This is a genomic window from Streptococcus constellatus, from assembly GCF_902167705.1.
Taxonomy (GTDB): domain Bacteria; phylum Bacillota; class Bacilli; order Lactobacillales; family Streptococcaceae; genus Streptococcus; species Streptococcus constellatus_A.
In genome coordinates, this window is record NZ_CABHMZ010000028.1 from 13,729 (window position 1) to 28,611 (window position 14,883).

At 39.7% G+C, this 14,883-nt stretch carries 14 protein-coding genes; 4 read left to right on the plus strand and 10 right to left on the minus strand.

Going from position 1 to position 14,883, the window contains the following annotated elements:
• Positions 1 to 11: 11 nt before the first annotated feature.
• On the minus strand, positions 12 to 761 hold the full coding sequence (locus FQ204_RS08560; protein ID WP_144210671.1) for an AraC family transcriptional regulator: 750 nt from the start codon (positions 759 to 761) through the stop codon (positions 12 to 14).
• Between the two features lie 297 nt (positions 762 to 1,058).
• Between FQ204_RS08560 and FQ204_RS08565 the strand changes: the two genes are divergently transcribed.
• Complete coding sequence (locus FQ204_RS08565) at positions 1,059 to 1,631, plus strand: sugar O-acetyltransferase (RefSeq protein WP_144210811.1); 573 nt, start codon at positions 1,059 to 1,061, stop codon at positions 1,629 to 1,631.
• Between the two features lie 212 nt (positions 1,632 to 1,843).
• On the plus strand, positions 1,844 to 3,085 hold the full coding sequence (pbp3, locus tag FQ204_RS08570; protein ID WP_144210673.1) for a D-alanyl-D-alanine carboxypeptidase PBP3: 1,242 nt from the start codon (positions 1,844 to 1,846) through the stop codon (positions 3,083 to 3,085).
• Between the two features lie 96 nt (positions 3,086 to 3,181).
• Here the strand turns inward: pbp3 and sufU are convergent, their stop codons facing one another.
• The 8 genes from sufU to FQ204_RS08610 all read right to left on the minus strand — a co-directional run bounded on the left by sufU (position 3,182) and on the right by FQ204_RS08610 (position 11,871).
• Positions 3,182 to 3,634, minus strand: a complete 453-nt coding sequence (sufU, locus tag FQ204_RS08575) for a Fe-S cluster assembly sulfur transfer protein SufU (RefSeq protein WP_144210675.1) — start codon at positions 3,632 to 3,634, stop codon at positions 3,182 to 3,184.
• Positions 3,621 to 4,853 carry a cysteine desulfurase gene (locus FQ204_RS08580; RefSeq protein WP_144210678.1) on the minus strand — a complete coding sequence of 411 codons (1,233 nt, stop codon included), beginning with the start codon at positions 4,851 to 4,853 and terminating at the stop codon, positions 3,621 to 3,623. The genes sufU and FQ204_RS08580 overlap by 14 nt, the downstream gene beginning before the upstream one ends.
• A 15-nt stretch (positions 4,854 to 4,868) precedes the next feature.
• Positions 4,869 to 6,131 (minus strand): Fe-S cluster assembly protein SufD, encoded by a 1,263-nt coding sequence (gene sufD, locus FQ204_RS08585; protein WP_144210680.1) that lies wholly within the window; start codon positions 6,129 to 6,131, stop codon positions 4,869 to 4,871.
• A 39-nt stretch (positions 6,132 to 6,170) separates the two neighbouring features.
• Positions 6,171 to 6,941: a Fe-S cluster assembly ATPase SufC gene (sufC, locus tag FQ204_RS08590; RefSeq protein ID WP_144210813.1), complete on the minus strand. Its 771-nt coding sequence runs from the start codon at positions 6,939 to 6,941 to the stop codon at positions 6,171 to 6,173.
• Positions 6,942 to 7,032: 91 nt separating this feature from the next.
• Entirely contained in the window at positions 7,033 to 8,199 is a 1,167-nt protein-coding gene (locus FQ204_RS08595) for a glycosyltransferase family 4 protein (RefSeq protein WP_144210682.1), read from the minus strand.
• Positions 8,190 to 8,945, minus strand: coding sequence for an adaptor protein MecA (gene mecA, locus FQ204_RS08600; RefSeq protein WP_144210684.1), 756 nt, complete (start codon positions 8,943 to 8,945; stop codon positions 8,190 to 8,192). Before mecA ends, FQ204_RS08595 begins: the two co-directional genes overlap by 10 nt.
• 125 nt (positions 8,946 to 9,070) lie before the next feature.
• The gene (locus FQ204_RS08605) at positions 9,071 to 9,913 is read right to left on the minus strand and encodes an undecaprenyl-diphosphate phosphatase (protein WP_144210686.1); all 843 of its coding nucleotides are present in this window, start codon (positions 9,911 to 9,913) and stop codon (positions 9,071 to 9,073) included.
• A gap of 68 nt (positions 9,914 to 9,981) precedes the next feature.
• Entirely contained in the window at positions 9,982 to 11,871 is a 1,890-nt protein-coding gene (locus tag FQ204_RS08610) for a DUF2207 domain-containing protein (RefSeq protein ID WP_144210688.1), read from the minus strand.
• 125 nt (positions 11,872 to 11,996) lie between these two features.
• Between FQ204_RS08610 and FQ204_RS08615 the strand changes: the two genes are divergently transcribed.
• Together FQ204_RS08615 and FQ204_RS08620 are read left to right on the plus strand one after the other, a co-directional pair.
• Complete coding sequence (locus FQ204_RS08615; RefSeq protein ID WP_144210690.1) at positions 11,997 to 13,541, plus strand: ABC transporter substrate-binding protein/permease; 1,545 nt, start codon at positions 11,997 to 11,999, stop codon at positions 13,539 to 13,541.
• A gap of 17 nt (positions 13,542 to 13,558) precedes the next feature.
• On the plus strand, positions 13,559 to 14,299 hold the full coding sequence (locus FQ204_RS08620) for an amino acid ABC transporter ATP-binding protein (RefSeq protein ID WP_144210692.1): 741 nt from the start codon (positions 13,559 to 13,561) through the stop codon (positions 14,297 to 14,299).
• Positions 14,300 to 14,653: 354 nt separating this feature from the next.
• Here the strand turns inward: FQ204_RS08620 and FQ204_RS08625 are convergent, their stop codons facing one another.
• The gene (locus tag FQ204_RS08625) at positions 14,654 to 14,869 is read right to left on the minus strand and encodes a hypothetical protein (protein ID WP_003025899.1); all 216 of its coding nucleotides are present in this window, start codon (positions 14,867 to 14,869) and stop codon (positions 14,654 to 14,656) included.
• Positions 14,870 to 14,883: the final 14 nt, after the last annotated feature.

Genomic DNA, 14,883 nt, shown 5'->3' on the forward strand with positions numbered 1-14,883 from the left:
TCAACCGACGGCTAATTTTTTGTTTGAATAGCCTCATTTGGCAAACTCTGCTGAAATTGTCGTGGAGTTTGTGTCGTATATTTTTTAAAAATTTTACTAAAATAACTCTGGGAGGAGAAGGCAAGAATTTCTGAAATTTCCAGCAAGTTGAAGTTTCTGGATTGAATCATATTTTGAGCAACTTCTATCTTTCGGCGAAGAATATAGCTACTCAGCTTTTCCTTCATTTCTTTTTGAAAGAGCTGAGATATATAGTTGGGCGAATAATCAATGTGACTTGCCAACATGTCCAAAGTGATAGTTTGGTGAAGATGATCTTCAATATACTCAATACAACGGAGAATCGGAAGCTGCTGAATCGTTTGTTTACGTTGCTTTTGCACACTTTCTGCAAAAGTTCGCATCATTCGTTCCTGCAAATGATTGATACTGTCTATGTCGTGAAGTTTATCCATCTCCTGAATGAATAGGTCACTAGTATTGTATGCTTCTTCCTCAGGCATGCCACCTTGAATAGCAAATCGGGTGGCTAGCGTAGTAGAGGCGACAAAAAGATAGCGTTTTTCTCGCAGAGGATCAGTAGACAAGGCGCCAGTCAAATCAGAAGTGAACATGGCTTGCCCCGCATTAGCAGCCTCTGTTGGATTCCCTTCTTTTATCCATAGATATTGTTGTAATTCCTCGTCATAGCGATGGTGGTGAAAATTACTTTCCCGATTAAGATAGGCTTGGTAACGGATTTTGTCTTGAAAATGATTCATTTGTTTTTTCCTTTTATCAGATATATTTTATCAAAAATAGAGGTTTTTTACCAAAAAAAGAAAAGTTTTTAAGCTATACTGAGTTAAATAAACAAAGGGAGGTACATTAAAATGGATATGAAAAAACCGAGCAATGCAAATTTGACAAAAGATGAGCAGAGCTTATACCAAACATTGAATCAGTTGCATGATTTAGAAGGCGGGACACAACGGAAAGAACATATTCGGACAGTCCTTCGTTCGGCTAAGAATCGTACCAATTTATTGTCTACATTTCATCAAAGGAGGATTGGACTCATGACAATAACAGAATTAGAAAAATTGGAGGCAGGCTTGCCTTATGATTTTACGGATAAAGAAGTGAACGCCCGTAAATTGGATGCCTTAATGGCTTGTCAAATATTGAACAGTATCACCCCAATGGAGAAAGAAAAACGACAAGAAGCAGTGCGAAAACTGTTGGGTTCATCTGGTGAATCGCCAACGATTCTACCTGTTTTTAACTGTGATAATGGTAAAAATATTCACGTTGGTGATCATTTTTTGATGAATTATAACGGTAAAATTCTAGACATTGCGCCTGTACATATTGGTGACTACGTGATGATTGGTCCAAATACCTTAATTACAACGGTAGGACATCCTCTGTCGCCCAAAAAGCGTAGAGAAAATCTAGGGATTGCTCAGCCCGTCACAATTGGTAATGATGTCTGGATTGGCGGCAATGTGACTATTTTACCTGGTGTGACCATTGGCAACAATGTCGTGGTAGCTGCCGGCGCTGTGGTAACCAAGGATGTGCCAGACAATTGCGTGGTTGGAGGTATTCCTGCAAAAATCATCAAAAAAATTAAAAATGATGTTGAATAGCAAGCAAGAGAGTCCATGTTGACAATTACTCACATCGGCAATAGAAAGCGTAGCAATCAGCATGTTCCTTTTTGTACTGTGGTCAATATGATAAAGGATAATAAAAGTAAAAACTTTGTTTTCTATATTGCTTCTCTTATTTCCTCCCTTTTCGATGAAGCTCTTCTTATTTTATGATACAATAATAATAAGTTCACAAAAAAGGGATTACCATGAAAAAATTTATTATTACTCTTGTTACGACTCTCTTGCTTATCTTAACTCCTACCGTTTGGGCCGATAATTTTGAAGTAGGTGCCAAGCATGCTATTGCAGTTGACGCTACAACTGGAAAAATCTTATATGAAAAAGATGCTAATCAGCCAGTTGAAATTGCTTCTATTACAAAATTATTGACCGCTTATCTGGTCTATGAAGCCATTCATCAAGGAAAATTCACTTTACAAACCTCAGTGGATATTTCTGACTATCCTTATCAACTAACCGTTAATCCAGACGCCAGTAACGTTCCGCTGGAAGCAAGACAATACACTGTCGAAGAGATGTTAGAAACTTCTTTAATAGCAAGTGCCGATAGCCCAGGGATTGCCTTAGCTGAAAAAGTTGCTGGTAGTGAGAAAAAATTTGTGGATTTGATGAAAGCTAAGCTACGGCAATGGGGTATCAAAGATGCTACTATCGTCAATGCTTCTGGACTGAATAATTCTGTTTTAGGAGAGGAACACCTTTATCCCGGTTCAGGCAAAGAGGATGAAAATAAACTAAGTGCTTACGATGTTGCAGTTGTCGCTCGGCGTTTAATCCTTGATTATCCAGAAGTTCTAGAAATCACCAAAAAAGCTACTTCTACTTTTGCAGGGATGACGCTTACATCATCCAATCGCATGCTCGAAAACATGCCAGCTTTTCGAGCTGGAGTAGATGGTCTCAAAACTGGATCTTCTGATAAAGGAGGCTCTTCCTTTGTCGGAACAGTTCAGCAAAGAGGCATGCGTTTGATTACGGTTCTTCTCAATGTTGATCATGCAGACGAGGACGAAAATGCCCGTTTTACAGCTACTTCTAGATTTATGACCTATATTTATCAGCAATTCACGGTCCAAACTCTTGTGAAAAAAGGCGAAGCCTACAATAAAAGCTCTGCCCGCGTCATTAACGGTCAGAAAGATGAAGTTACTGCTGTTGCCAGCGAGAAGCTCACCATTGTGCGGAGATACAATCATAAAAAACCGACTGTCCATTTTACAACTGATAAAAATGGTTATACTACTCCTTTAAAAAAGGGTGTCGTTATTGGGAAATTGACCTATACAGACAATGATTTGATTGGAAAAGGTTATCTTGACAAAAAACCACCAACTATTTCCATGCTTTCAGCAGAAAAAATAGGACGCCCCTTCTTCCTCAAATCTTGGTGGAATGAATTCGTCCAATATGTCAATGAAAAATTATAAGAGAGTGGGGCAGGCTCAAACTGCGTCTTGTAAGGATAGCAATATAAATAAAGGAAGCTGAGCACTTTTGTCTCAGCTTCTTTATTTTAGTTTCATTTACTCAACTTTTTTAGACTTTCCAGCTTCTTCAATCGCCTTTTTAAGAGCGTTCCAGCCTAAGGTTGAACATTTGATACGCTGAGGAAATTTGGCAACGCCAGCCAAAAAAGCTGCGTCTCCTAGTTCCTTTTGTTGCTCATCTTCCTTACCTTGAACCATTTGGGAGAAAATTTCTGCTAAAGCTAGCGCTTCTTCCTTTGTCTTTCCTAGGACTACATCCGTCATCATACTGGCTGATGCTGTGGAAATACTGCAGCCAAAATTCACAAAAGCAATATCCTCAATTACTCCCTGCTCATCAAACTGAACCGACAGACTGATAACGTCTCCGCAAGTAGGGTTATTGAGACTAACTTGTTCTGCTCCATCCAAACGACCTTGATGATGAGGATGAGCCGAATGGTCTGTCACAACTGCTTTATAAAGGCTATTTAGTTTAGAAAGTGCCATCGAAAAACTCCTTTGTTTTCTGCAAAGCTTCAACAAGCTTGTCGCAATCTGCTTTGGTATTATATAGATAAAAACTAGCTCGAACAGTCGCTGGCACTCCTAGGTAACTCAACAAAGGTTGAGCACAGTGATGTCCAGCCCGTACAGCCACGCCTTCATAGTCCAGAGCTGTTGCTACATCATGAGGGTGAAGCCCAGCTAGATTAAAAGAAATAACACCTGACCGCTGAGTCAATTCCTCCGAACCATAAATTGTGAGACCCTCAATAGCTTGTAATCTTGGAAATATATAAGCCATCAATTCTTGTTCATATTGATGAACTGTTTCCATTCCGACCTTGTCCAGATAGTCAATAGCGGCAGCTAGACCTATAGCACCAGCTATATTGGGAGTTCCTGCTTCAAACTTCCAAGGCAGTTCTTTCCATGTTGCCTCCTGTTCATAGACAAAATCAATCATTTCCCCACCAAATTCGACAGGCGACATTTGCTCAAGTAGCTCTTCTTTGCCATAGAGAACCCCGATACCAGTCGGACCTAGCATCTTGTGACCTGAAAACGCAAAGAAATCAACGTCCAAGTCTTGAACATCAATCTCCATGTGAGGGACTGATTGGGCTCCGTCCACTACTAAAAGGGCATTTTTCTGATGCACTAGCTCTGCTATTTCTTTTATAGGATTTACCACGCCCAATACATTAGAAACGTGAGCCAGCGCAACAAATCGCGTCTTTTCAGTCAATTTCGACTGAAAGTCAGCGAGGTCTAACATACCGTCTTTCAGATAAGCATAAATCAATCTAGCCCCTGTTTTCTTACAGGCTTCCTGCCAAGGAATGATATTGGAATGGTGCTCCATAACGGAAATCAGCACCTCGTCGCCTGGCTGCAAGACACTTTCAGCATAGCGCGCCACCCAATTGAGCCCAGTCGTTGTTCCTCTCGTAAAGAGAACTTCTTTCATCGAAGTGGCATGGATAAAGGAGCGCACTCGTTCCCGCGCAGCTTCATAAGCCGCTGTTGCCCGCTCAGCTAGCGTATGAACACCACGATGAACGTTGGCATTATCTTTTTCGTAATAAGCTGCAATCGTCTCTAACACCTGCGTAGGCTTTTGGGTTGTAGCCGCATTGTCCAAATAAACCAAGGGCTCATCATTGACGATTTGATCCAAAATTGAAAAATCTTTCCGAAGGACTGCTACATCAAGTTTAGACATTTCTTTTCCTATCTCTTATTTCTTAGCCAAAATTTCATCAATATTTTCAATCATCTCAGCACGCACTTCTTTGACTGGGATTTCAACGATAACAGAGCCTAAGAATCCACGCACAACTAAACGTTCTGCAGTCGCCTTATCCAGCCCCCGACTCATGAGATAGTACATATCTTCTGGATCCACCTGACCAATAGAAGCTGCATGTCCTGCTGTGACATCATTTTCATCAATCAAGAGAATAGGATTAGCATCTGAGCGTGCTTGGTCAGACAGCATGAGCACTCGACTTTCCTGCTGGGCATCTGCCCCCTTAGCTCCCTTTATAATGTGGCCGATTCCGTTAAAGGTCAAAGTTCCCTTTTCCAAAATAACTCCATGTTGGAGGATATTGCCAATCGAATTGCAGCCGTAGTTGGTGACACGACTGTCAATCCCCTGAATCTGCTTGCCACGAGAAAGAGCTACTACTTTCATATCCGCATGACTTCCGCGTCCAAACAAATCACTGTCAAAATCAGCAATTACATTGCCTTCATTCATGACTCCAATTGCCCAGTCAATCATCGAATCATCGTCCAACTTACCCCGGCGACTGATATAGGCGGTCACATTTTCCCCCAGACGGTCAATAGCTGAAAACTTTATCTGAGCTCCTGCTTGGGCAATGACTTCCACCGTAATATTGGCTGTCGCAGAAACAATCCCAGAGCCATAGGTTTCCAATCGCTCTAAATAAGTTACTTTAGAATGCTTTCCTGCGATAATCAGGATATGCTTGTTAAATGGCACATCACTTTCACTATCTTGGTAAAAAATGCCTTCAATGGGCTGATTGATTTCAACATTATCTGGGATATATAGCACCGCTCCGCTATTGAAATAAGCTGTGTGGTAAGCTGCTAACTTGTCTTCATCATATTTGACTGAGGACATAAAATGTTTTTCAATAATTTCTGGGATTTCCTCAAGAGCAGAATAAAAATCTGTGAAGACGACGCCCTGCTCCGCCAAGTCAGCTGGCAATTGCTCTAAAACAGTCTGCGTCCCCAACTGAACCAATTTCAAATGATTGTTAAGTGCTGTGAAATCAGGTACATTTGCAAGAGTTTCACTTTCTGACAGCGTGCCGTTTCCCAAGTTCCAGCGGTGAAATTTCACGCGCTCAATAACTGGTAATTTCAACTCTTCTATTTTATCAAAGGCAGCTTGACGGAGATTTGCTAACCACTCAGGCTCCGCATGCATTTGTGAAAAATGTTTAATGGTTTCTTTTGTCATTTCATTCTCCTATCTTTTTCAAGCAAAAAGAAAGGTCGACTAGACTTCTTCTTGGTAATCAAAACCAAGTTCTTCAGCCAATTTGGCATAGCCTTCCTGCTCTAAACGAACAGCTAAGTCTGGTCCGCCTGAAGCTACTATTCGCCCGTCCATCATAACATGTACCACATCAGGCGTAATGTAATTCAACAAGCGTTGATAATGCGTAATAATCATAGCGCCAAAATGTTCACCACGCATGGCATTGACACCCTTAGACACCACTTTCAGCGCATCAATATCTAGTCCAGAGTCGATTTCGTCCAGTAGCGCAAAGGTTGGCTCCAGCATCAACAGCTGCAAGATTTCATTGCGTTTCTTTTCACCGCCAGAAAAGCCTTCGTTCAGATAGCGCTCTGCCATTTCCTCTTTCATATTGAGCAGTTCCATTTTTTCGTCCAATTTCATGATGAAATCACGAACAGATATTTTTTCGTCGTCTTCTTTACCTGCATTCATAGCTGCACGCAGAAATTCCGCATTGGTAATACCTGGAATTTCACTTGGATACTGCATAGCCAGAAAAAGCCCCCTACGAGCTCGTTCGTCCACATCCAGTTCCAAAATATTGACACCATCGAGCAGTACTTCCCCTTCGGTTACCTCGTAATTTGGATTTCCCATAATGGCTGCCGATAGGGTTGATTTCCCTGTCCCATTTGGACCCATAATGGCTGCAACTTCTCCTGTTTTAAGAGTCAGATTGACTCCTTTTAAAATTTTCTTTCCTTCGATTTCTACATGGAGATTCTTGATTTCTAAGACAGACATGGCAAACGTTCCTTTCTTTGTAACCATAATATACCTTATAAGTATAGCAAAAAAAAGCCAAAAAGGCTTTTATTTTGTTTTAATTGAGACTCTATTTCTTTCTTCTATTTCTGAACTTTGTGCGAATTTCTTCTCGATAAGCAGAATTTCCAATAAAGCGAAGAATATTGAGAAATGGTGTCCGATTTTGGCCCAAAACACCGATAAGCTCCGCTAAAAGTTCCACTCCAAAAAGCAGACCAATCATCAATAGTACTCCACCGATACGACTTGAGACATTTAACAAAAGAGAAATCATGGCAAAAATCATAGAAATGCCATAAATAACCAAGACTGTCCCACGGTGAGTCAGGCCCAAAGAGAGCAGGCGGTGATGAAGATGACGTTTATCGGGGGTATAAAATTTTTGTCCAGATAAAGTTCTGCGCACAATCGCTAAAAATGTGTCTGTAATCGGCACTCCTAGAATAATCATCGGAGTAATCACAGCGACGGCCGTCGCATTTTTCAAGCCTTGTAATGACAGAACAGCAATCATAAAACCGATAAACAGCGCTCCTGTATCTCCCAGATAAATAATAGCTGGGTGGTAATTATAAGGGAAAAATCCTGCAATAGACATGACCAAGACAAAAATAGTTAAGGTTAGAAAAACATTGTGATCTGGCAAGAAAAAGTAGGAAACAATTCCCATTGTCACCAGCGAAATAATGGATACACCACTCACTAATCCGTCCAACCCGTCAATCAAATTGACGGCATTGGTAATCGAAATAATCCAGATAACCGTCAAAATGAAAGATAGCCAAGGAGCAAAGTGCAGTAGTGGCCCGCCAAAAGGAATTTTAAAATGATTCAAACGGAAATCCGTCAATAACCAAATCAAACTGGCAGCTAACACAATTCCTGACATCTTTGCTAAGGGCTTCAACTCTTTCACATCGTCAATCAATCCTGTCAGAGCAATGATTCCGCCTCCTAAGACAACAGGCCAAATATAATCAAAATAACTTTTTCCATGAAAGGTCGCCTGCACAATCATCGGCATAAAAACAAGCGTAGCAACCGAAAAAGCAATGACAATGGCTAAACCACCGCTGCTTGGCATTGGTTTTTTGTTGATTCTTCGAGCATTTGGATAATCAACCGCACCTATCTTAAATGCCAATAAACGCACCAAAGGCGTGAGAATCACACCGATGAAAAAGGTTCCAAGCAACACCAAAATGAATTTTAAGGGAAAAGGAATCATAAGCATTTAACCTTTTGAAGACTGGCAACCGCCTCGTTGACAAGCAATAAATAACCGTGCTCTTGCAAAACAGCTCTCGTCACATCTGTGTCTTCTGCATGTTCACGCATAGAGGCAAGGAGCCAAGCTGGATAACGCTTTGGACGTCCTTCAATATCAACCAAGATTGTCAAATAATAGTGACCGTCCATTTTGTACAACTCCGAAGTGTTGACAGCATAATCTACTGTTTTAGAAAAAACAATCGCTTCTTTCAGGCTGGAAAATTTCAAAATATAATAGATATATTTTTGTGTGAGCTCGTCACTATTTTCCTCTTGTTCTTCCATATCAGAAGTACTTGTATTACTTTCTGCTTCTGCCGTTTCCAAAGAACGCACAGCCTCGATATCGTCTTTGCTTTTCTCAAAAATATTTTTTTCTAATGTCTTTAAAAATTCATCAGGAGACATTTGAGACAGCTCTTCTACATCTGGCAAATCTGCCAAATCATCGAAGTTCAGATTCTTATCAATCTTAGATTTGGTGACAAAGACATCCAAACGGTCGGGCTTTGGTGTCACACGAAAACTAAGCATGCCACTATCTAAAAAGCTCTCTGGCATTTCCAACTCATCTAAAATCGCATAGAAAAACTCTTCTGTTTTTTCTTGTGGGACTAGAAAATCTGCCATTTCCATCCCACGTTCTTCTAAATCTTCTAATTTTATCGTGATTTTAATCGTTGTATCACTAATTTGCTTCATTTCCATAGCATTACCTCATACTTCTAGTCTTTTCATTATACTAAAATTTCGGTTTTTTTACAAAAAATAGATAGCCTTTGTCTTCTTTTGTCAATAAAAAAACTCAACAACATCTGCTGAGTTTTGAATGCTTAGAAAATGGCTTTAAAAATGCCGTAAACGATGAGCAGGACACCAAGTCCAATACGATATTTCCCAAATATTGTGAAGTCGTGCTTTTTCACATAGTCTGTCAAGAAACGAATGACATAGAGACTGACCCCGAATGCAACGCCCATTGCCACAAGCAATAAGAAGAACTGGCCAAATCCAAGTGTATTTCCTTTGATGATAAACTTCAAAATCTTCCAACCACTAGCGCCAAACATAACAGGAATTCCTAAGAAGAAGGTGAACTCTGTCACCACGGAACGACTGGTACCATTCAAGAGTCCGCCTACAATGGTTGCTCCAGAGCGACTGGTACCAGGAAAGAGTGACAATACTTGAAATAACCCAATGTAGAGAGCGGTTTTATAAGGCAAGCGATCCAAACTGGTAATCGCCGGTTCCACATTTTTATTGCGTTTTTCCAATAAAATAAAAGCAACACCGTAGATAATCAACATGCAGGCGACAGAAATGAAGTTATAAAAATGAGCATCAAACCAATCATCTAAAGGCAGTCCGATGATAGCAGCCGGTGCAGCTGCAATCACTACTTTCGCCCACAATTGCCATGTTTTTTGAACTTCACGTGCTGTCTTTCCCGGCTTAAACGGATTTAATTTATCAAAATAAATCACCACAACCGCCAAAATTGCTCCTAATTGGATAACGACATTGAACATCTCCATAAAGGCAGCATTCTGGTTTTTATATTTGAGAAATTCCTGCACTAAAATCAAGTGACCCGTACTCGAAATCGGCAGCCACTCTGTAATTCCTTCCACAATCCCAAAGATAATGGACTTCAAAATTTCAATGATAAACATTTTCTTCTCCTAAGATTGACTTTGTTTCATTATAGCATAATTTCAAGCGAGAGAATAGGGTACTTTTTTTAAAAAGCACCGCCACCACCTCCGCCGCCTCCGCCAGAGAATCCTCCTCCGCTGCTACCCCCTGATGAGACAGAGAAGCTGCTCGCCGAATTGGCGGCCGTACCATAACTAACAAAGGCATGTGAACTAGCGTGGAAGTTATACGACATATCCTGATAAACAAAAGCATTCATAGACGGATTATCGATTGTGATTTTGCGTAATTTCATAACCTTACTTACCTTATCTGCACAATTAAACAGAGCAGCATAAACCAACAATCTGTTCCATAAAATCACTCCGTCCACTTCTGTGTCCTTTAAATGAGCAATATCCCGCAGCATATTAGCAAAACTCTTCCAGTAATAATAGTTTTCTGCCCCTTCTTCATTTAGGACTCCGTCACGTTTCACCATTTTGTATTTTCTCAAAAGATAATACAGAATTCCACCAGCAATGAAGAAACTAACTGCAAATTGATAGAAAATGACTCTATACACCAAGAAAATCCAAGCCAGAGTACCAAGAGAAACAGCCATGACAAGCGCCATAAGAGACATTGAAAGATATAGATATAAGAATTCCTTTTTAGTAACAGGGCGATAATTATTTGGCAATTGTTCTCGCTCAATAATCTCATGTACATTTTCTGTAATATTTGTTAAATAACATTTCAAGAGGTCCTTCACCCTGTTTCCCGCTCTACGGACAGCCTGCTCACCTCTGCTATATACCTTATCGTCAATTTTAAAATCTGAAAAAAGCTCTTTTACAAGGACTTGCTTTCTATTCCCCATAGCCATTTTTAAAAATTCTTTTTCAAAATCAGATAAACCTTTAGCCGTTGCTTTTTGCAGCTTTGGTTGTTTTGTATCATCTATAAAAATAAGATTTCCTCGATCAATCAAGTCCAGTAAAGTAGCTTGTACAAGATTTTCAAATTTTAAAGACGTTGCTTGCTTCTCAGTTGGATCCAATTCTGTCAAATCTACCGAATAAACATTTGAAGCAATGACCATTGGTGGTAAATCTTGCGGTATTTCATATAAGCGAGCACGCTTAGGAAACGTTACACGAGGTTTTATAGTGAATTGAAAGAAACCGTAAAATGCTAAGCTAATCAGACCAAGCAGCACAAAAGAAAGCGGTAAGTCCCAATCCACGAATCTCTGGTATCTTTTTGTAGCTGTGGCAACTTCCTTTTCGACTCGATGAAACTCTTGTAGCTGATCTCGTTTTGTAACGGCTAAACTATCTTCAGGAACAGTCACTAGCGACCGATCCCAATACGCATGAAATTCTAACTTTTTCTTTTTAGCAACACTAGACACACGAACTAGATAGCTATCGCTTTCTCGTGTCACTTGAGCCGGCTTCATAAAATAGCCTGTATGAGCATGTAATTCGGTCTGTTTAGAAGTGCTCGGAGGAGTAATCCGAAATTCTACATTGTTTAATTTTTTATCCCAATCACTAATTGGAATCCAGTGCAATTCTACAATATCATTATAGACAAACAGCATATTTTTCAGTTTCCATGTAACCGCAATGATTACACGATCCCCTTTATTGCCAGCATTATAAATTTTATATTTATAGCCACCTGCAATATACTCTTGAACAGCCGTAATATCATTCTTAGGCTGTCCATTTCTCAAAGCCAGAAAACTTGGCTTTCCTTCCACATCAAATCCTAGAGGCATGTTACCCGATGTCCCCAAAGTAATGATTTGTCCATTATAGTTACTGGAGAAATGGTAAGTGATTATCTCAACAAAAGTTGCTGTATTATCAGAATGAATCTGCAAATTCCCTTGGTAGGATTCAATATCATAACTCACAGCCAAGACCCGCTGACTGAAGAACAAACATGAGAAAACAATTATGATACTCCAAAAAAACTTTTTCATCTAGCAATCTCCTTATACTAATTGTATTTATTATACCATTTTTTCAAGTAAGGGTTTACCAATATTGAAAAGCATGCCATTTTTCGGTACAATGGAAGGAAGATATTTTTAGATGAGGAGAAAATATGAAAAAATTATTCTTATCTCTATTAGCACTTCTGCTACTTAGTTTCGGATTTGCAAATAGAACTCAAGCCGATGAATACCTGCGCATCGGAATGGAAGCGGCCTATGCTCCTTTCAACTGGACGCAAGATGACGACAAAAACGGTGCCGTCAAAATCGAAGGCACCAATCAATATGCTAACGGTTACGATGTCCAAATTGCAAAACAAGTTGCAAAAGAATTGGGCAAAAAACCATTAGTGGTCAAAACTTCTTGGAATGGATTGATTCCTGCTTTAACATCAGGTAAATTAGACATGATTGTCGCTGGGATGAGTCCAACTGCTGAACGGAAAAAAGAAATCGCTTTTTCCAATAGCTATTACAGCAGTGAGCCAGTGGTACTGGTCAGAAAAGACAGCACCTATGCCAATGCCAAAACCTTGAATGACTTCAAAGGGGCAAAAATCACGTCCCAGCAAGGTGTCTATCTCTATAATCTGATTTCCCAATTGACTGGTGCTAAGCAAGAAACCGCAATGGGGGACTTTGCTCAAATGCGCCAAGCGCTTGAGTCAGGAGTGATAGACGGCTACATCTCTGAGCGCCCCGAAGCCCTCACCGCAGAAGCCGCTAACTCAAAATTTAAAATGATTCAGTTCAAAAAAGGTTTTGAAGTTAGTGAGGAAGATGCTACCATTGCAATCGGAATGCGCAAGAATGACAATCGTCTAGAGCAAGTCAATGCTGCAATTGCCAAAATCAGCGCCAAAGACCAAGTCGCTTTAATGGACAAGATGATCCAAAATCAGCCTGTTGAGACAGAATCTAATCAAGATAAGACAAGTTTCTTTGGACAAGTTACAAAGATTCTGAAAGACAACTGGCCCCAATTTCTGCGCGGAGCTGGTTTAACTCTTCTCATCTCCATTACTGGTACAATTGCAGGGCTCATCATTGGTCTCTTAATCGGCGTCTACCGCACAGCTCCTACTGCCAAGAATAAAGCTCTCTCTGTTTTACAAACTTTATTCGGCTGGTTCTTGAATATCTATATTGAAATTTTCCGCGGAACACCTATGATTGTTCAGTCTATGGTTATTTACTACGGCACAGCACAAGCTTTTGGGGTTTCTATTGATCGGACAATCGCTGCTATTTTCATCGTTTCAATCAACACCGGTGCTTATATGAGTGAAATTGTCCGCGGAGGGATTTTCGCCGTTGACAAAGGACAATTTGAAGCCGCGACTGCTCTGGGAATGACACATAACCAAACTATGCGCAAAGTTGTTCTGCCACAAGTCGTGCGCAATATTCTACCTGCTACAGGGAATGAATTTGTCATCAATATCAAAGATACTTCCGTACTAAATGTTATCTCCGTTGTTGAACTTTATTTCTCCGGAAATACTATTGCCACTCAAACTTACCAATATTTCCAAACTTTCACTATTATTGCTGTTATCTACTTTGTTCTAACATTTACTGTCACTCGCATTCTTCGCTATGTAGAACGCCGTTTTGACACAGATGAATACACAACGGGCGCTAATCAAATGTAAACGAAAGGAATCAAAGCATGAGTGATATTATTTTAGAAATTAAGCATCTCAAAAAATCCTATGGACAGAATGAAGTTTTAAAAGATATTTCTCTCACTGTCCACTCCGGCGAAGTCATCTCTATCATCGGAAGCTCTGGTAGTGGCAAATCAACCTTCTTGCGCTCTATCAATCTCCTTGAAGAACCAAGTGGCGGAGAAATCCTTTACCGCGGTGAAAATGTGCTAGAAGAAAATTATAATCTCACCCACTACCGTGAAAAATTGGGGATGGTTTTCCAAAGTTTCAACCTTTTTGAAAATCTCAATGTTCTTGAAAATACCATTGTCGCACAGACGACTGTTCTCAAGCGAGAACGAGCAGAGGCTGAAAAAATTGCTAAAGATAATCTTGAAAAGGTCGGTATGGGCGAGCTTTACTGGCAAGCAAAGCCAAAACAACTCTCTGGCGGACAAAAACAACGTGTCGCTATTGCACGCGCCTTGTCCATGAATCCAGATGCCATTTTATTTGATGAACCAACATCAGCCCTTGACCCTGAAATGGTCGGTGAAGTACTGAAAATTATGAAAGACCTTGCTCAAGAAGGTTTAACCATGATTGTCGTCACCCATGAAATGGAATTTGCTCGCGACGTTTCCAACCGTGTCATTTTCATGGACAAAGGCATCATTGCCGAAGAAGGCAGACCAGAGGACATTTTCACTCACCCTAAAAAAGAACGTACAAAAGAATTTTTACAACGTTACCTAAAATAACTCTCTAAAAGACGAGGCTGAAAGATTTACTTTCGCCTCGTCTTTTTCTCTCTGAAATTTCTTCTGAAAGAACTAATTTTTATTCAAACAAAAGAATATGTTTAAATGCACATTTCACAGAACATTCTTTTGCAAAAAATAAAATTCTATTTTTAAAGAATATTTTTTGAACAAATTCTATTTATAGAAATCGTTTTGTAATTTTTTTGTAAAAATATTCATTTAAAGTATCCGATATTATTTGAATAAATATGTTTTTTTGTTTATAATTATTTATTATTTTAATCTAAAATTTTGCTATTATACAATAACAAAATAAAAAAGCAGGCTGGTAGCCTGCTAAAAATTCAACATTTAGTTTTCGAATTTTTCATGATTTTTGTCGTAAAAATCAATCAAACCAAGAGCGGTTTCAAATGAAATATTCTTCACTTTAGCACGTCCTTGAGCAAGGGCGATAATAGACATTTCACGAGCGTTCGTCTCTTTACTGATGCGATAACCCGTGATTTTCTTATCACGAACCCAGCTAACAACTGATTCTACTTTTTCAAAGTTAGACTTAGCCATTTCCTTCTCCTATT